The sequence below is a fragment of the Pseudomonas sp. S04 genome (assembly GCF_009834545.1).
In the GTDB taxonomy this organism is placed as follows: Bacteria; Pseudomonadota; Gammaproteobacteria; order Pseudomonadales; family Pseudomonadaceae; genus Aquipseudomonas.
This window is the reverse complement of the sequence record NZ_CP019427.1, coordinates 3,072,704-3,090,898: the sequence shown is the minus strand read 5'-3', so window position 1 is coordinate 3,090,898 and position 18,195 is coordinate 3,072,704. Positions and strand designations below refer to the sequence as shown.

Below are 18,195 nucleotides of genomic sequence, written 5' to 3'. Positions count from 1 at the left end.
CTTTATGAACGCCCCTTTCGATCAGCTCTCCACCTGGCTGAAAGATCACAAGATTACCGAAGTCGAATGCGTGGTCACTGACCTGACCGGTATCGCTCGCGGCAAGATAGCGCCCACCAACAAGTTCCTGCATGAGCGAGGCATGCGCCTGCCGGAAAGTGTGCTGTTGCAAACGGTAACCGGGGACTTTGTCGACGACGACATCTACTACGACCTGCTCGACCCGGCCGACATCGACATGGTGTGCAAGCCGGTGTCCGACGCGGTGTACGTGATTCCATGGGCCATCGAGCCCACTGCGATCGTGATCCACGACACCTTCGACAAGTTCGGCAACCCGATCGAACTGTCGCCGCGCAACGTGCTCAAGAAAGTCCTGCAGCTGTACACCGACAAAGGCTGGAAGCCGATCGTGGCCCCGGAAATGGAGTTCTACCTGACCCAACGCTGCGAAGACCCAGACTTGCCACTCAAGGCGCCACTGGGCCGTTCGGGCCGTGCCGAAAGCGGTCGGCAGTCGTTTTCCATCGATGCCGCCAACGAATTTGATCCACTGTTCGAAGATGTCTACGACTGGTGCGAAGCCCAGGGCCTGGACCTCGACACGCTGATCCATGAAGACGGCCCGGCGCAGATGGAAATCAACTTCCGGCATGGCGACGCACTGGACCTGGCCGACCAGATCACCGTGTTCAAGCGCACCCTGCGCGAAGCGGCGCTCAAGCACAACGTCACCGCCACCTTCATGGCCAAGCCGATCGGCGATGAGCCAGGCAGCGCCATGCACCTGCACCAGAGCGTGGTCGAGATCGCCACCGGCAAGCCAATCTTCGCCAATGAAGACGGGAGCATGAGCGAACTGTTCCTGCACCATATCGGCGGCCTGCAGAAGTACATTCCCAAGCTGTTGCCGATGTTCGCCCCCAACGTCAACTCGTTCCGGCGCTTCCTGCCGGACACCTCGGCGCCGGTGAACGTCGAATGGGGCGTGGAAAACCGCACCGTCGGCCTGCGGGTGCCGACCTCGAGCCCGGACGCGATGCGCGTGGAAAACCGCTTGCCCGGCGCCGATGCCAACCCCTACCTGGCGATCGCGGCCAGCCTGTTGTGCGGTTACCTGGGCATGGTCGAACGAGTCGAACCGAGCGCCGGCGTCGAGGGCCGGGCCTACGAACGACGCAACCTGCGCCTGCCGATCACCATCGAAGACGCCCTGGCGCACATGGAGAACTGCCCGACCATTGAAAGCTACCTGGGCAGCAAGTTCGTGCGCGGCTACGTCGCGGTGAAACGCGCCGAACATGAAAACTTCAAGCGCGTGATCAGCTCCTGGGAACGCGAGTTCCTGCTGCTGAGCGTCTGATACCGGGACTGTGGGAGCGGGCCGGGCGGCGCTCCGCTTGCTCGCGATGGGGAGCTGATCCTTGAGCTGATGTCGACTGATCCGACGTCATCGCGAGCAAGCTCGCTCCTACATTGGGTCCTGTACATCGAAAACAATTATTCCAAGAGGTGTCGAATGCGTCTTATGAAATCCGTGGTTCCCGTTGCCCTGGCGCTGTTGTGCAGTGCCGTTGCCCATGCGCAGCCCAGCGTCAGCGTGTACAACTGGACCGACTACATCGGCGAAACCACCCTCGCCGACTTCACCGCCAAGACCTCGGTCAAGGTCATCTATGACGTGTTCGACTCCAATGAAACCCTGGAAGGCAAGCTGCTCGCCGGGCGTACCGGCTACGACGTAGTGGTGCCGTCCAACCACTTCCTGGCTCGCCAGGTGAAGGCCGGGGCCTTCCTCAAGCTCGATCGCGAGCAATTGCCGAACTGGAAGAATCTCGACCCGAAACTCTTGACCCTGCTGGAAAAGAACGACCCCGGCAACGCGCACTCGGTGCCCTACCTGTGGGGCACCAACGGCATCGGTTACAACGTCGACAAGATCAAGCAGGTACTGGGAGTTGACCATATCGACTCGTGGGCAGTGATGTTCGAACCCGAGAACCTGAAAAAGCTCAGCCAGTGCGGCGTGTCGATGATGGATTCGGCCGATGAAGTGTACCCGGCCATCCTCAACTACATGGGCATGGACCCGCGCAGCGAAAAAGTCGAAGACTACAAAAAGGCCGAAGCCAAGCTGCTGACCATTCGGCCCTACATCACCTACTTCCACTCCTCCAAGTACGTCTCGGACCTGGCCAACGGTGATATCTGCATCGCTTTCGGCTACTCCGGCGACGTGTTCCAGGCCGCCAACCGGGCCAAGGAAGCGAAGAACGGGGTGAACATCGCCTACGCCATCCCCAAGGAAGGCAGCAACCTGTGGTTCGACCTGCTCGCGGTACCCGCCGATGCCGGCAACCCCAAGCAAGCCTACGAGTTCATCAACTACCTGCTGGACCCCGAGGTCATTGCCAAGGTCAGCGCCACCGTCGGCTACGCTAACCCGAACCCGGCCGCCAAGCCGTTCATGGATGCCGAGCTGGTAAACAACCCTGAGGTCTACCCGCCCCAGGCGGTGCTCGACAAACTCTACATTTCCACCACCCCGACGCCAGAAATCATGCGCCTGATGACTCGCTCCTGGAGCAAAGTGAAGTCCAACAAATGAACCAGGCCACTCAATTCAACCCAGACACCGAGCACGCCCGCTCCTACTACGCGGCCAGCGCCAAGGGCATGCGCCAACGCCCGGCGCTGAGCGCGGACCTGGAGGCCGACGTCTGTGTGATCGGCGGCGGTTTTACCGGGGTCAATACCGCCATCGAACTGTCCCAGCGCGGGCTCTCGGTGATCCTGCTGGAGGCTCGGCGGATCGGCTGGGGCGCCAGCGGGCGCAACGGCGGACAACTGATCCGCGGCGTCGGTCATGACGTCTCGGGATTTGCCCGCTACGTCGGCGAGGACGGCGTGCGTTACCTGGAGCGCGCGGGGATCGAGTCGGTGCAGGTGGTGGCCGAGCGTATCCGCCAGCACGGCATCGACTGTGATCTGCGCTGGGGCTTTTGCGAACTGGCCAACACCGCGGCGCAGTTTGCCGCGTTCAAGGCTGAGCAACAGAGCCTCCAGGCCCAGGGTTATGCCCACGAGACCCGGCTCGTGGCGGCGCAGGACATCGACCAGGTGGTCAATTCCAAGGTCTACGCCGGGGGGCTGGTGGACATGGGGTCCGGGCATCTGCACCCGCTGAACCTGGTCCTCGGTGAGGCACAGGTGGCTGAGTCCCTGGGGGTGCGGATCTTCGAACACAGCCCGGTGCTGGAGATCGTTCACGGCAGTACGGTCAAAGTCCGCTGTGCCAGCGGCTCGGTACGCGCCGGCACACTGGTGCTGGCCTGCAACGCTCACCTAGAGGAGCTGGAGCCCAAGCTCAGCGGCAAGGTCCTGCCCGCCGGCAGCTACATCATCGCCACCGAACCGCTGTCGCAGCAGGCGGCGGATCAGTTGATCCCGCAGAACCTGGCGCTGTGTGACCAGAAAGTTGGCCTGGACTATTACCGGCTATCGGCCGACCGGCGCTTGTTGTTTGGCGGTGCCTGCCATTATTCCGGGCGGGACCCGGCGGACATCAGCGCCTACATGCGCCCACAGATGCTCAAGGTGTTCCCGCAATTGGCCGATGTGCGCATCGACTATCAATGGGGTGGGCGCATCGGGATTTCCGCCAACCGTTTTCCGCAGATCGGCCGTCTATCGGCGCACCCGAACGTGTATTACGCCCAGGGTTATTCCGGCCACGGCTTGAACGTCACCCACTGGTGCGCACGCCTGCTGGGCGAAGCGATCCACGCCGGACACAGCCAGGGCTTCGACGTGTTCAGCGCAGTGCCGCACCTGACCTTCCCCGGTGGCCGCGCATTGCGCACCCCGCTGCTGGCATTGGGCATGGCGTGGTATCGGTTGAAAGAGATGGTCGGGTGATGGGCTGGGCAATGAACCTTTTGTCCTGCCAGCAAAATTTGTAGGAGCGAGCGCCCGCTTGCGGCTTGCTCGCGAAAAACCCGAGAGCGCCGTGTTTAATCAGGAGAAACGCGTCATCGTTGACGTCCATCGCGAGCAAGCTCGCTCCTACAGTGTGGTTTGTTTGAGGACCCTACCCCATGCCCGGCATCGAACTGCTGCGCGCTCAGCGCGATGAGCTGGACTGCATCGAGAACCTGATGCAGTTCTACCTCTATGACTTCAGTGAATGGCTGCCGCTGAGCCTCGCCGAGCGCGGCCTGTTCACTGTGCAACTGCCGCCCGACTATTGGCGCAAGCCCGCCACCCAGCCCTTCCTGATCCGGGTGGATGGCGCATTGGCCGGTTTTGTCACGGTGGACGATACGGCACACCTGGCCGGGGTGACGTTCAATATCAGCTATCTATTCGTCAGCCGTCGATACCGTGGCCAGGGCGTTGGCCGCCATGTGGTAGACGCCCTGCTGCAGCAGTTTCCCGGCTGCTGGCAGGTTTTCCACCTGGACGCCAACCTCGCGGCCAAGGCGTTCTGGGCCAAGGTCATCCCAGCGCTGGGTGCAAGCGAACTGAGCCAACACCGGTTGCCGGTGGACGGTTACCCCTGCACCTTGTTCAAGTTCCGCATCCCCTGACGGCATCGAGCTTACGCACGGCTGCTGACGGACCACCAGCGTGGCAGCAACTGCTGGACCTTGGGCTCGGCGAATCGATCGTCGATCAACATCACCAACCCTTGATCCTGCTGGGTGCGAATCACCCGGCCGGCGGCCTGTACGACTTTTTGCACGCCGGGAAACAGGTAGGTGTAGTCATAACCATCGCCGAAAATCGCCGCCATCCGCTGCTTCAACTGCTCGTTGACCGGGTTCAGTTGCGCCAGCCCGAGGGTGGCGATGAAGGCGCCAATCAGCCGTGCCCCGGGCAAGTCGATGCCCTCGCCAAATGCCCCGCCGAGTACCGCAAAACCAACGCCCTGGCTCTGCGCAGTGAACTGTTCGAGAAACGCCTGGCGGCTGCTTTCGTCCATGCCCCGGGACTGCGACCATTGCTGGATGTGCGGGTGACTGTGGGCAAACAGTTGGGCCACCTGTTGCAGGTAATCGAAGCTGCTGAAAAACGCCAGGTAGTTGCCGGGGCGTGCGCTGAACTGGCGCGCCATCAACTCGACGATGGGGGCCAGGGAGGCCTGGCGATGGACAAAACGAGTGGAGATCTGGCTGACGATCTGCACCTGGAGCTGGTCGGCATGAAATGGCGACTCGACGTCGATCCACACCGTCGCCGGCGGCAGCCCCAGCAGGTCGCGGTAATAGCGCTGCGGGCTGAGGGTCGCGGAGAACATCACCACACTGCGCGCCGCGGTCAGCCTGGGGCGAATAAAGCCGGCCGGCACCACGTTGCGCAGGCACAGCAGCGCCAGGCTGCGCTGGCCGCTGGACTGGCGCTTGCTGATGTCGAACACGAAGTGCTGGTCGAACAGCTCCGCGACCCGGCAGAACTGCAACGCATCGAAATAGAAACGCTGCACCTCGGCGTCCAGCCCTTGCGGGTGGTCGTTGAGGTAGTCGCCGATGGCCGCGGTGCACAGCGCCAGCGCCTGCAACAGTTTGTCCGGCGCGTTGGCATAGGCCTGGTAAGGGCTGGCCTGCTCCTTGTGCAGCGCGTTCCATTCACGGTTGACCCGCTGCAGGCTTTTCTTCAGGACCTGGGGGGCGATCTTGCGCATGCTGTTGAAGCTGAACTGGTCCAGGCTGGCGCTGTACATCTGGCGCCCGCGCTCCACCAGATTGTGGGCCTCGTCCACCAATACCGCCAGTTGCCACTGGTTGGCCTGGGCCAGACCGAACAGCAGCGCGCTGAAATCAAAGTAGTAGTTGTAGTCGGCGACCACCAGGTCGGCCCAGCGCGCCATTTCCTGGCTCAGGTAGTAGGGACACACCTGGTGCTCCCGGGCGATCTGGCGCAGCGCCGCCTGATCAAGCAGGGTCAATTGGCTGGCTGCCTGGCGCGCTGCCGGCAAGCGATCATAAAAACCCTTGGCCAACGGGCAGGACTCGCCGTGGCAGGCCTTGTCCAGGTGCTCGCAGGCCTTGTCCCGGGCGACCATTTCCAGCACTCGCAAGGGCAACCCCGGTGCGCTGTCGACCAGTACCTGTGCGGCATCCAGCGCCAGTTTGCGGCCTGGAGTCTTGGCGGTGAGAAACAGCACCTTGTCGAGCTTCTGCGGCGCCAGGGCCTTGAGCATCGGGAACAGCGTGCCGAGGGTCTTGCCGATGCCGGTGGTAGCCTGGGCCATCAGGCAGCGGCCGGTGCTGACCGCCTTGAACACCGATTCCGCCAGGTGACGCTGGCCGGGACGAAAGTCCGGGTGGGGAAACCGCAGGGCCTGTGCGGCCTGATTGCGCGCCTCGCGATGAGCCAGTTCCTGCTCGGCCCAGGCCAGGAACAACCCGCACTGCTGGTTGAAAAAGGTCTCCAGCTCAAGCGCGCTGCAGGCTGACACCAGGCTGGTCTCCTGCTCACTGACGATGTCGAAATACACCAGCGCCAGGTTGATCTCGGCCAGGTGCAGTTGCTGGCACAGTAACCAGCCGTAGATTTTCGCCTGGGCCCAATGCAGTTGCCGGTGGTTGGCCGGCATACGCTCGAGGTCGCCGCGGTAGGTCTTGATTTCTTCCAGGCGGTTCTGCGCCGGGTCATAACCGTCTGCCCGCCCCCGCACGGTCAACTGCCGGTATTGGCCTTGCACCGCCACTTCGTTCTGGTAGCCCGGACTGCGCCGCGATGCCACGGTGCGATGCCCGACGATGCCCTCCAGCGCCGTGGGCGATGGGGTGAAGCGCAGGTCGAGGTCGCCGCACTTGGCGGTGAACTCACACAGGGCACGCACCGCGATGCTGTAGCTCACTCGCAAGGTAACGCCCACTGCACGTAGCACACGGCGATGGGCATCTGATGGGCATGGCAGAACTCCAGCCAGCGCACCTGGTTATCCTGCAAGCGATCGCCGGGGCCCTTGACCTCGATCATCCGGTAGGTCTTTTGCTGCGGCCAGAACTGGATCAGGTCGGGCATGCCGGAGCGGTTGGCCTTGATGTCCTGCAACAGGCGATCGAACCAGTGCTTGAGGTGTTCCGGCGGCAGGCAGAGCAATGCCAGTTCCAGCAGTTCCTCGGTCAACACTCCCCAGAACACGAAGGGCGATTGCACACCCGCCTTGGCGTGAAAACGCTGGCGAATGGTCGCGGCATAACGGCCATCGTCCAGTTCGCCCAGGCAAGCCTGGAACAACTCGGCGCGGCGGGTATGGAAATCCTCGCTCAGCAGGTCCACCGGCCCGCGCTGGAACGGGTGGAAGAACGCCCCGGGCAGTGGCGCAAAGATCGCCGGCCAGCAGAGCAAGCCGAACAATGAGTTGATCAGGCTGTTTTCAACGTAATGCACCGGTGCCGCCGGGTCATCCAGGTGGGCCTGGACATGAAACTCCACCGACAACGCCGGGTCGACACGCAGCAGGTTGAGGTCCAGGCGCTCGACTTCCCGCGGCTTCAGGCGTGGCGCCGGCGGCCCGCCAAGTTTGCGCCGCAAGCGCGGCAGCATCCGCAGCACTTGCTGCTGCTCGGCGGCACTTTGCGGCGCGAGCTCGGCCTGGGTCGCCAACTCCAGCGCCAGGGCATACTCGGCGCAGCGCTCCAGCACACGGATCAGGCGCGCCCTGGCACCCGGATAGTGGCACTGGCGATAGATGTCCAGCGCTGCCGGCCAGTCGGCCAGGCGTTCGCAGTGTTGCCCGAGCAGGAACAGCAGTTTGTCGCGGCGTCTCTGCAGCCAGGGGTTGGCGCTGTCCAGGGCGTGAATCCGAGCCACCACCTGGCTCACGTCCTCAGCGCCTTCGAAGGCTTGCTGGCAGCCATGCAGGTAAAGAAACGCCTCGACGTCCTCACGGCTGCGCAAGCCCCGGGACTCTGCGCAGAACTCGACCTTCTCGTAGGTGTAGATGCCCAGGTCCGCCAGCACGAACTCCGACCAGTCCTGGTAAAGGTTGCCGAAGAACATCAAGCGCAGGCGATCGCACAGGCCCATGATGGTCAGGCTCAGGACCCGATCATCCAGGGCCGGGTACCACTGTCGCAGGGTTTGCGGGTGGGGGAATGCCTCACGCAAGGCATCGAGCCAGGCGGTTTTTTTCGCTTTGGGCTGGTCGATGGCCGTGCCGAAACAGGCCAGGATCTCGGCCTTGAGCAGCACCTCGAACAACGCATCCAGAGGCAATGGCGCCTGATCGTCGACCCAGCCCAGCGCCAGTAACGGCTGCACCGCCAGCGCCGTCGCGCCAATTTCCGGGTACTGCAACTTGCCCGGGCGAAAGTGTTCGCCCTTGCGCATCACCATGCGCACCAGTAGCGCCTGGGAAGCTCGCGGCAATTGGCCGAAAGACTCAATGAACGCCTGCTCCTGCGGGCTGAGCACATCGGCATAACGCTGCTGCAGCCAGGCGAGTACCTGCTGAAAGTTATTCAGGTAGTAGAACGGATCTTCGAGCGGATTGACGGTCACAGATAGAAAGGGCCATGGCGAGCGGATACTGGTTATGCATACAGATAGCAGTTCAGCCGCGCCGCTGGCAAATGGAAAAAGATAAATGGCCGGGTTTTGTCCATTCCATCTACCCTGATGTGGTATTTTTCCAGCTTTTTCAGGGCCTAAGCGAACTTTCCCGGGATAAGCGGGACCAAGGGCCTAGTGATATCGCGCCGCTGCTCCTTGCATCAGGCCGATCGAGTGATTCTGGATTGAGAGGTTTTAGTATGAACATCCGTACTCTGTGCATGCCCCTGGCCGTGGTCACCTTGCTGGCGCTGGCAGGTTGCTCGACCCCAACGGTGGTGACCCTGCAGAACGGCACCCAATACCTGACCGAAGATATGCCGGACACCACCGCTGAAGACGGTTTTGTCGAGTTCAAGGACATTTCTGGCGCGACGGTCAAGGTCAAGGCGGATGATGTCGCCACCATCCGCAAGGAAAAGTAGCCGCCTAGAGGTCGGGGCTGGACCAGCCTGAGGCACGCAACGCCGGCAACAGCAACTCGGGCTTGAGCCCATCCACGCGGCGGCCATCGTCGCTGCACATATCCTCGCCTGCGAGCAACGCATTAATGATCGCCTCCTCCACCGCTTCGGCCGCTGCGCTGAACAGGGCCGAGAGGTAATCGTTGTTGAGCATCGCCAGTGGCGTGCTCAATGGCAGGTCCTTGCGCCCGTAGTCCGCAGGCGGCAGGTCCTGGTTGCCGGTAGCGAACGCCAGGAAGATGTCCCCGCTGGAGTCTTCGGTGCCGCCGCCGGTGCGGGCGATGCCGATCGAGGCGCGCTGGGCCAGGCGTTGGCACTGGTGCGGCAGCAGGGGCGCGTCGGTAGCGAGGATCACCACGATCGAGCCCATGCCAGGCGTGCCCTGGTGTTCGAAGGGCGATGGGCTTGGCACCAGTTGGCGGCCGACTGGGTAGCCGTCGATCCGCAGTTCGCGGCGTTTGCCATGGTTGGCCTGGACCAGCGCGCCGACGGTATAGCCACCCTGCCCGGCTGCTACCTGGCGCGACGCGGTGCCGATTCCACCTTTGAACTCATGGCAGATCATCCCGGTGCCACCGCCGACCGCGCCCTCCGCCACGGGGCCGGCACTGGCATTGGCGGCCGCTTCTGCCACGTGTTGCGGGGCTACGTGTTGGCCCCAGATGTCGTTGAGCACGCCGTCGTAGGTCTCCATCACCACGGGCATGCACCAGTAGGTCGCGGGGTCCGCCAGGCTGTCGCGCTCCAGCGCCACCAGGGCATCACGCACCACGCCGACGCTGTGGGTGTTGGTGATGGCAATCGGGGTTGCCAGCAAGCCGGCTTCACGAATCCATTCCAGTCCCGTGGCATCACCATTGCCGTTGAGCACATGGCAACCGGCGAAACACGGCTGCTGCCGCGCATGACCGGCCCGCGGCTGGATCAGCGTGACGCCGGTCCTGACCTGCTTGCCGTTGACTTGCTCGCGCAGCGTACTGTGTCCGACCCGAACTCCCGGGACATCGGTAATGGCATTCAACGGTCCCGGTACGCCCAAGCCCAGGGTGATGCCCAATTCACGTGCACGCATGTCCTCTCCTCAGCAATATTCAAGCACCGGATCACGCCGGCGAAGGACCGCTACTCTAGAGAACCCCGACTGTCGCGCCCATTACCCCGTTGGGGTATGCCCCCCCCCAAGCACAGGGACGCAATCCCCTACCGGATATTGCCGATCAACTCCCGGTACGAATCTTGTTCCACAGCCGGGTCCGAATCCGGTCGATGTTCAGGGGCATGGCTTGCAGGGCGAACAATTTGCCCATCATTTCCGGGCTCGGGTAGACCTTGGTGTCGTTCCTGATAGCCGGGTCGATCAGGCTATCGGCCTGCTGGTTACCGTTGGCGTAGTGCACATGGTTACTGATGCTGGCCATGACGTCGGGGCGCAGCAGGTAGTTCATGAACGCGTAGCCCGGTTTTTCGTCGGGAGCGTCGACGGGCATGGCCACCATGTCGAACCAGATCGCCGCGCCTTCCTTGGGAATCGCGTAGCCGATGTCGACGCCGTTGTTGGCTTCCCTGGCCCGGCTTTCGGCCTGCAGGATGTCACCGGAGAAACCCACCGCAACGCAGATATCACCGTTGGCCAGGTCACTGGTGTACTTGGAGGAATGGAAATAGCTGACGTAGGGCCGTACTTTCATCAGCAGGGCTTCGGCCTTCTTGTAGTCCGCCGGGTCCTTGCTGTGGTGGGGCAAACCCAGGTAGTTCAAGGCCGCGGGCAGCAGTTCCGGGCCGTTATCGAGGATTGCCACGCCGCACTTCTGCAGCTTCTCCATGTATTCGGGTTTGAAGATCAGGTCCCAGGAATCCACGGGGGCGTTGTCCCCCAGCACCGCCTTGACCTTGGCGATGTTATAGCCGATCCCGGTACTGCCCCACAGGTAGGGAAAGCCGTGCTCGTTGCCCGGGTCGTTGTCTTGCAGGGCCTTGAGCAACACCGGGTTGAGGTTCTGCCAGTTCGGCAGTTGGCTCTTGTCGAGCTTCTTCAGCGCCCCGCCAGCGATCTGCCGCGCCATGAAGTGGTTGGAGGGGAACACCACGTCATACCCCGATTGGCCGGTCATCAACTTGCCGTCGAGGGTTTCGTTGCTGTCGTAGACGTCATAGCTGAAACCGATAGCGGTTTCTTTCTGGAAGTTTTTCATCGTGTCCGGCGCGATGTAGTCCGACCAGTTGTAGACCTTCACGGTCTCGCCGGCCTGGCTGAGGGACGCAGCCAACATCAGCGGGGCCAGCATCAGGGGTGCACGGGGTAAGCGGATCATGATTCGATTCCTGTTTGGCGTTTTTATTGGCAGGTCTTCGGTTGATCAGAGGATCAAAAAATCAATACGTAGGTCTTGCGCACCGTTTCCTCGATGTCCCAGATCCCGGTGCTGTTGGCGGGCAGCATCAGGGCATCGCCGGCTTCTATCTGCAGGGGCTCGCCGTTATCCGGGGTGAAGGTGCAGCGGCCCTGGACGAAGTGACAGAACTCTTGCGCGACGATCTGCCGCCGCCAGCGACCTGGGGTGCACTCCCAGATCCCGGTTTCGACGCCGTCGCTACGCTCCACGCTGGTGGTCGAGGTGACCGCTACCGGCGTACCGAGCGGAACGGCGACCGGGGCGGATTCCTGCAGCGGCACATGATGGGTGTTCTTGAACTGGGTAATGCTCATGTCGATACCTGTGGGTGAGTGAAGCGCGTTTAGTGCATCAAGCCTTCCATGAACCCCGCCACCTGCGTGGCAAGCTTGCGGCGCCAGGGCGCGCTGTGCAGGTCAGCCAGGGTGCGGTCTTCGTGGATGAAGCTGCGGATGATCGCGTTGTAGCCCAGCCAGCGCAGCGGCTCCGGCTCCCAGGTGCGCAACGCGTCGAGGCCGCCTTGGGGGACGACCCAGGGCTGGCGCACCAACTGGCTGTCGCGTTGCAGGATCAGGTCGGCCAGGGTCCGGCCGCCGAGGTTGCTGGCGCCGACGCCTTCACCGCCATAACCACCCGCCAGGGCAATGCCGCTGCGCACGTCGCACAGCATGTGCGGCTTGAAGTTGCGCGACATGCCGAGGTTGCCGCCCCAGGAATGGGTGATCGGTACGTTCTTGAGCTGCGGGAACAATTCACCGAACAGGTAGCGCCGCAGCTCCACCTCGCCGCTGGTCAGGTCGAAGTTGTGCCGCAGTTGACCGGCGAACTGGTAACCGCCACGGGCGCCGAACACCAGGCGATTGTCGGCTGTACGCTGGCCATAGGTGACTTGGCGGCTGCTTTCGCTGAAGGCTTGGCCGCGGCTCAGGCCGATTTCGTCCCAGGTCGCTGCGGACAACGGCTCGGTGGCGACCAGCAGGCTCTGCACCGGCAATTGATAACGACCCAGCGGGGCCAGCGTCACGGCATAACCCTCCACCGCCGGCACCACCCAACGCGCACGCACGCTGGCCTTGGCGGTGCGCACGCTGCCCGATTGCCAGGCAGTCACTGGGCTGTTTTCGAAGATCTTCACCCCCATGCGCTCCACGGTTCGTGCCAGGCCCCGCACCAGCTTGGCCGGCTGGATCGTCGCGCAGTGCGGCGCATAGATGCCGCCATAGGGCTTGGCAACCCGGATCTGCTGGTTGAGCTGCTCGGGGGTCAGCCAACGATAGTCGGACTGATTCAGGCCCTGGGCATACAGCCCGTCCAGGTACTGGCGCAGGCTGTGCTCCTGTTCGGGGTAACGAGCGGCGCAATACAGCACCCCGCCTTTGCGGTAATCGCAGTCGATGCCTTCCCGTTCGATGACGATCGCCACTTCATCGGGAATGCTGTGCAGCAAGTCGAAGGAGGCCCGCCGTTGTTCGACGGACAAGCCGGCCAGCAGGCGGTCTTCGCCCAGCAGGTTACCCATCAGCCAGCCGCCATTGCGGCCCGACGCGCCAAAACCGGCAGTTTGCGCCTCGACAATGGCAATGTTCAGCTCCGGGGCCTGGCGCTTGAGGTAGTACGCGGTCCAGAGACCGGTGTACCCGGCGCCGATGATCACCACATCGACATCCAGGTCGTGCTCAAGGGCAGGCCTCGGCAACAGCGGCTCCTCGAGCTGGTCCATCCACAAACTGATCGTGCGCCACGCCGGCATGCAAGTCTCCGCCATTCAAGTTTCGATGGCGTCGATCCTAGTGGGTTGGCTCAGGGCTTGTCTTGCGCGCGTGCACGCAAAGAAATCTGTTTGACGTAGGCCTTGGGCGACAGCCCGGTGTGCTGGCGAAAACAGCTATAGAACGCCGACAACGAATTGAACCCGGCGGCGAAGGCCAGTTCGTCGATGCGCACCGGGGGCGTGGCGCGGTCCAGTGCCGCCAGCAGATGCTGCAAGCGCGCCTGGTTGACGTAGCGGTAGAAGCTTTGCCCCAGGACCTGGTTGAGCAGGTAGGAAATCTGGTTACGGCTGTAACCGCACTCCTCGGCGACCCGTTGCAGATCCAGTTGCGGATCGAGATAGGCTTGCTGGCGCTCGAAGTACTGCTGCAGGTCCTGGGCCATGAAACTCAGCTGCCGGGGTGACAGCCCCAGCCGGCTGGCTGCCGGACGCGGCGCACCTGGTGTCTGGCTGTCACGCGGTTCGTGGACCAGGGACGCGTACTCATTGACGCGCCAGATCAGCCCGTCACGCACGGTGATGGCCTCGCTTGAGCGAAACGACACCAGCCCTTCGCCACCGCGCAGGGTCATGCGGTATTGGATGAACGCGGTATCGCCATCCAGGCGGATGCGGTCCGAATGCTCCAGCGCCTCCTCGGGATCACGGGGCATGCTACTGCGCACGTATTCACGCAGCTCACTCAAGCCCAGGACCCGGTTCTGGAAAAAGTCGTGGTACTGGATGTCCGGGTGATACAGCGCCATCACGCCGTCGAGGTCGCGGTGCTTCCAGCACAGGTGATAACGCAGCACGGTTTCGCCGGTAGCCTGGGTCAACAACGGGCCATCTTCTGGGGCAGGCATAGGGCACTCGACGACATAAAGCACCGAGCTTGCCGAACTTGCCCGCGGGCTTCAATGGCAATGGGCAACGCCGGAACGTGATCCAGCGCATAAAAACCGCGTTCAATCGCCAAATGGCCTGAAAAACCCAGTAACTGCAGGCTGAACGAGTGCTATTTTTATTCACTCAACCGGTGGCGCCACAGAGGGCGCTCTCTCCTGCCATGAGCTAACGGAAGCGCTCGATCACCCAGGTGGGCAACAGATGAACAAGGCTTCGCAGAGTAAGGTCACCTTTCCCAACGCCTGCCAGTTGATGCGCTGGCATTTTCATCCCGTGGGCTTCGAGGCCAACATGGATGCCCCGGGGAGCATGATTGCGCGGTTGTTCGACCGTGTCAGCGGCGAGACGCTGCTGGCCATCGCCGGGATTCCCTGCGCCACGGTGATGAACGCGGCAGATGTGGAGCGCATCATCGAAGCCGTGGAGGATGAACTCGAAGCCTTCATCCCCTCCCAGGCGCTCAAGAGTTACGCCTGAGCCCCCAACCCGATGGCTTTGAAATCTGTGGGAGCGGGCTCGCTCCCACCACCTGTACGGTGATCGGCGAAAAACGGCTTGGCGGCGATCCGGTCGGAGGCCCGCGGCATGTTCACCATCGGGCCTTCCTGGGCATCGACGTACCAATAGCAATGACTGACCGCACGGGTGATGCCGACATACGCCAAGCGCAGGATTTCGTCTTTCTGCGCGCTGTCGTACGGATCGGCATCTGCGTCCTTGCCCAGTCCCGCCATCCGATAGACCTGATTCTTGTAGGGCGAACTGGTCAGGTGCTGGCAGTCCCCCAGCAGGAACACCGCGTCCGCCTGGAGCCCCTTGGCACTGTGATAGGTCAACTGCTTGAGGCGTCTGGCCTCGTACGGCAAGCTAGAATCAACATTAACTACAGATGAAATATGCTTCTCTATCAATAACTTATCGCTGCTTTTTCGATACAACATTAAGATTGAATCACCCTTCTGGTAGTGCTCCGTCAGGCGTTTGCCCAGCGCAGCCTCATCCCGCTCATGGATCTGCACCGGCAACAAAGATGTCGCCTGCCCGCACGCCTTGGCCTTCTTGCCTGGGATCGCCGGGGCGGCACGCACGATATGTTCGGCCGCATCAATGATGTACTGGTGGCTACGGTAGTTATCGCTGAGCATTACCCGGGTAGTGCTGGGTGACGAGAACTGCTGGTTGAACTCCATGAAGTACTTGGGCGAACTGCCACGCCAGCCGTAGATCGATTGCCAGTCATCACCCACGCACAGCAGTGAAGAACGCTGGGCCCCACGGCCGACATGCATGGCCGGCCCGCGGCGACGGATTTCGCGAAGAGTTGCCCGCAACCAGGAGACGATCTGCGGCGATACGTCCTGGAATTCGTCGATCATCAGGTGCGACATCGGTCGCAGCAGTTCATCGCTGAGCAGCCTGAGGTTTTCCGGCGAGTGCTCGCTGAACAAGGCGAACATCCGGTTGTAGGTCATCACTGGTGGCTTCTGGTCCAGTAGATGATCCTCGAACGTGCGCCAGAACAGGCTCAATGCCTCAAAGAAAAACCGGTCTGGATCATCCTTGGCAAAGGACATCTGGCCCACGGCGGTGGGCACGTCGAGGCCGAGGTTCTCGATGAAGCTGGCGGCACCGACAAAACAGTCGAGCAACGGCGCGCTGGCCAGCTCGCCCTTGACCTTGTAGTCGAACCCGGGACCGGCGCTGGCATCCCCTGCCAGCGTCGCCAAGACCCGTTTTGACGACTGATAACTATCTAGCCAAATCAAAGGCTTACGACAGAAAGCTTGAAATAGGGTGCGCTTTACTGCCCATTCTGCGCGCACCGTGAGCTTGGCGTTGGGGCGGCTTACCTGGGGATTTTCCTGGGGGTCGAAGCCCAGCACCACCCAGGCGTCCAGGCTCGGGATGTAACCGTGGCAATGGAAGGTCGCGCCATTGATCTCGAACGTCTGCCGGCTAGGCTCGATGCCCTTGATCGGCCAGGCGCCGGCACGCAACCACAGATCCTCGACGACATCGCACAGCTCTTCGTCGCGCTTGGCCGCCAGCTCCGTCACTGCCATGCGTTTTTGTACATCCGGGTGGTCGCGTTCCAGTTCCTTGAGTTGCAAGGCGTGCCGCGACAATGGCGTGATCAACTCGCGAAAACGCAGGTTGTCGGTAAACAATCGGTGAAAACAGGCGTTGAGCTGTTGGCGCTGAGTGTCGTTGATCCGCAGGTCGAAGGGGTTGCTGTCGACCTGCGTGTCATCCAGCAGTGTCCGCTCGCTAAGGTTCTCGAAGGCTTGCAGGCGCTCGAAGCCAGGCAGGCTGCGGACCATCGGTAAAATCCGCGAATGAAAAGTGCGCACCAGGTCGCGCGCGTCCTTTGGCGACAGCGCCCGGCCCCACAAGGCGTAGAGAGCAATCAGCTTGTTGATGAAGTCCTTGCGCGACTCCCGGGTGAAGGTCACCACGGTCAGGGAGTCCAGTTCAAAGCCCAGGTACTGGGTCAGCAATACGATGCGCAACGCCAGGGTGGTCGACTTGCCGGCGCCCGCCCCGGCAATCACCGAGGTAGACGGCGTATCGCTGAAGATCATCTTCCACTGCGCGGCGCTGGGTTGCGCTGCCCCCGGCAGCAGGCGCGCGACATCAGCCTTGACGCGCTTCTTCAGGTCAGCACTCAGGGGCAGTCGCCAGTCGTCGAACAAGTGCTCGTCGACCCGTGGTGCCGGGTGCTCGGTGCAGCGGCTATCGCGAATCAGCAGGACCTGGCGCCCTTCCTCCAACCCTTCGGCCCTGCCTTCCTGATAACCGTAATCCACCCCGGCGGTATGTCCGCTGCGAAAGCCGTCCGCCTGGCCGTGCAGCCAGGAAGCCCGATGCTGGGCGCGCAAACGGGTCAGACCATGGCCAAAGAAACGCGCGGCCAGGCGCTTGAACAAGGGCATCTCGGCCAGGGGCAAAAGCTCGGGGGGAAGATCGGGGGTGTGTTGCGGCACGCTGACTCCAGGGTGTGAGGCTGTTGCGGGCTATGGTGTCTGCATTTGCCCGGGAGTTCTAGTCAAATGCTTATCCATCATTGGTTTAAGTGATGAAGTGAAGGTGTTGCCGAAGCAGGCCTCGTAAATAAATATCTAATTTATAGATCGTTTTGAAGGGGTTTTTACGCTTTTTATCGATTCATACCTGATGGAAGATGCACGCCATCAACCACCGGTTCTCGTTGTATGACGAACCTTTCAGGAGACGATCATGCTTGAACTCAGACCCTTCACCTCCCTGGGCGGCGCCAACCACGGCTGGCTCGACGCCCACCATCACTTCTCGTTCGCCGAGTACCACGATCCCAAGCGTATGCACTGGGGCAACCTGCGAGTATGGAACGACGATGTGATCGCCCCGGGCACCGGCTTCCCCAAGCACCCGCACCGCGACATGGAGATCATCACCTACGTTCGCGAAGGCGCCATCAGCCATGAGGACAACCTGGGCAACAAGGGCCGTACCGAGGCCGGAGACGTCCAGGTCATGAGCGCCGGGACCGGGATCACCCATAGCGAGTACAACCTGGAGTCGACGGCGACCCGGATCTTCCAGATCTGGATCATCCCCAACGAGGCTGGTTCGGCTCCGTCCTGGGGCGCCAAGCCTTTTCCAAAGGGCCAGCGCGAAGGTTTCGTGACCCTGGCCAGCGGCAAGGCCGGCGACGACCAGAGCCTGCGGATTCGCGCCGATGCACGTTTGGTGGCGGCCAACCTGAAAGCCGGGGAAAGCGCCGAATACGCCCTGGATAACGGCCGCCGGGCGTATCTGGTGCCGGCCACGGGGGTCATTGAAGTCAATGGCTTGCGCGCCGAGGCGCGGGACGGTGTGGCGGTTGCCGATGAGCGGGTGTTGCGGGTCACCGCGATCGAGGACAGTGAGATCGTCCTGGTGGATCTGGCCTGACATCTTCCCCGGGGCGGCCTCTGGGCCGACCGGGGTGTTGGATTAGACCGAGTACATATCCATTTTTGCGGTAACGGCCTCCTATGGTTCCGCTTTTACAGCGGCTCACTTTTGGAGGAGCCCAAAAGTAAGCAAAAGGCTCTTGCCCCACCACTCGGCACCTCGCTTAGGCTCGGTGTTC

Annotated in this window: 15 protein-coding genes; 7 read left to right on the top strand and 8 right to left on the bottom strand. The window is 62.2% G+C overall.

Features of this window, described 5'->3' with window-relative positions:
* Window positions 1-4 precede the first annotated feature (4 nt).
* The 4 genes from PspS04_RS13685 (at window position 5) to PspS04_RS13670 (ending at window position 4,589) form a co-directional block, all read left to right on the top strand.
* The gene (locus PspS04_RS13685) at window positions 5-1,363 is read left to right on the top strand and encodes a glutamine synthetase family protein (protein WP_159995893.1); all 1,359 of its coding nucleotides are present in this window, start codon (window positions 5-7) and stop codon (window positions 1,361-1,363) included.
* Window positions 1,364-1,519: 156 nt separating this feature from the next.
* On the top strand, window positions 1,520-2,608 hold the full coding sequence (locus PspS04_RS13680) for a polyamine ABC transporter substrate-binding protein (protein WP_159995891.1): 1,089 nt from the start codon (window positions 1,520-1,522) through the stop codon (window positions 2,606-2,608).
* Window positions 2,605-3,918: an NAD(P)/FAD-dependent oxidoreductase gene (locus PspS04_RS13675; protein WP_159995889.1), complete on the top strand. Its 1,314-nt coding sequence runs from the start codon at window positions 2,605-2,607 to the stop codon at window positions 3,916-3,918. Before PspS04_RS13680 ends, PspS04_RS13675 begins: the two co-directional genes overlap by 4 nt.
* A 179-nt stretch (window positions 3,919-4,097) precedes the next feature.
* Complete coding sequence (locus tag PspS04_RS13670; RefSeq protein WP_159995887.1) at window positions 4,098-4,589, top strand: GNAT family N-acetyltransferase; 492 nt, start codon at window positions 4,098-4,100, stop codon at window positions 4,587-4,589.
* An 11-nt stretch (window positions 4,590-4,600) separates the two neighbouring features.
* On the opposite strand, the gene PspS04_RS13665 is transcribed toward PspS04_RS13670, so the two are convergent.
* Both PspS04_RS13665 and PspS04_RS13660 read right to left on the bottom strand, forming a co-directional pair.
* Window positions 4,601-6,865: an ATP-dependent DNA helicase gene (locus PspS04_RS13665; protein WP_159995885.1), complete on the bottom strand. Its 2,265-nt coding sequence runs from the start codon at window positions 6,863-6,865 to the stop codon at window positions 4,601-4,603.
* A complete protein-coding gene (locus PspS04_RS13660; protein ID WP_159995883.1) occupies window positions 6,862-8,514 on the bottom strand; it encodes a VRR-NUC domain-containing protein in 1,653 nt (550 codons plus the stop codon). Before PspS04_RS13660 ends, PspS04_RS13665 begins: the two co-directional genes overlap by 4 nt.
* Window positions 8,515-8,765: 251 nt before the next feature.
* On the opposite strand from PspS04_RS13660, the gene PspS04_RS13655 reads away from it, so the two are divergent.
* The gene (locus tag PspS04_RS13655; RefSeq protein WP_159995881.1) at window positions 8,766-8,990 is read left to right on the top strand and encodes a YgdI/YgdR family lipoprotein; all 225 of its coding nucleotides are present in this window, start codon (window positions 8,766-8,768) and stop codon (window positions 8,988-8,990) included.
* Window positions 8,991-8,994: 4 nt separating this feature from the next.
* Here the strand turns inward: PspS04_RS13655 and PspS04_RS13650 are convergent, their stop codons facing one another.
* The 5 genes from PspS04_RS13650 to PspS04_RS13630 form a co-directional block, all read right to left on the bottom strand.
* Window positions 8,995-10,101: a DmpA family aminopeptidase gene (locus PspS04_RS13650; RefSeq protein ID WP_159995879.1), complete on the bottom strand. Its 1,107-nt coding sequence runs from the start codon at window positions 10,099-10,101 to the stop codon at window positions 8,995-8,997.
* A gap of 145 nt (window positions 10,102-10,246) precedes the next feature.
* Entirely contained in the window at window positions 10,247-11,314 is a 1,068-nt protein-coding gene (locus PspS04_RS13645) for a polyamine ABC transporter substrate-binding protein (RefSeq protein ID WP_442966643.1), read from the bottom strand.
* A gap of 80 nt (window positions 11,315-11,394) precedes the next feature.
* The gene (locus tag PspS04_RS13640) at window positions 11,395-11,736 is read right to left on the bottom strand and encodes a cupin domain-containing protein (protein WP_095170241.1); all 342 of its coding nucleotides are present in this window, start codon (window positions 11,734-11,736) and stop codon (window positions 11,395-11,397) included.
* A gap of 29 nt (window positions 11,737-11,765) precedes the next feature.
* Entirely contained in the window at window positions 11,766-13,172 is a 1,407-nt protein-coding gene (locus PspS04_RS13635; protein WP_159995875.1) for an NAD(P)/FAD-dependent oxidoreductase, read from the bottom strand.
* A gap of 50 nt (window positions 13,173-13,222) precedes the next feature.
* A complete protein-coding gene (locus PspS04_RS13630; protein ID WP_095170239.1) occupies window positions 13,223-14,038 on the bottom strand; it encodes a helix-turn-helix domain-containing protein in 816 nt (271 codons plus the stop codon).
* Window positions 14,039-14,282: 244 nt separating this feature from the next.
* Between PspS04_RS13630 and PspS04_RS13625 the strand changes: the two genes are divergently transcribed.
* The gene (locus PspS04_RS13625; RefSeq protein ID WP_095170238.1) at window positions 14,283-14,558 is read left to right on the top strand and encodes a DUF1652 domain-containing protein; all 276 of its coding nucleotides are present in this window, start codon (window positions 14,283-14,285) and stop codon (window positions 14,556-14,558) included.
* Here PspS04_RS13625 and PspS04_RS13620 read toward each other — a convergent pair.
* The gene (locus PspS04_RS13620; protein ID WP_159995873.1) at window positions 14,549-17,065 is read right to left on the bottom strand and encodes a UvrD-helicase domain-containing protein; all 2,517 of its coding nucleotides are present in this window, start codon (window positions 17,063-17,065) and stop codon (window positions 14,549-14,551) included. The genes PspS04_RS13625 and PspS04_RS13620 overlap by 10 nt on opposite strands.
* Window positions 17,066-17,318: 253 nt before the next feature.
* Here PspS04_RS13620 and PspS04_RS13615 point away from each other — a divergent pair, with 253 nt between their 5' ends.
* Window positions 17,319-18,014 carry a pirin family protein gene (locus tag PspS04_RS13615; RefSeq protein WP_159995871.1) on the top strand — a complete coding sequence of 232 codons (696 nt, stop codon included), beginning with the start codon at window positions 17,319-17,321 and terminating at the stop codon, window positions 18,012-18,014.
* The last annotated feature ends 181 nt before the right edge of the window (window positions 18,015-18,195 follow it).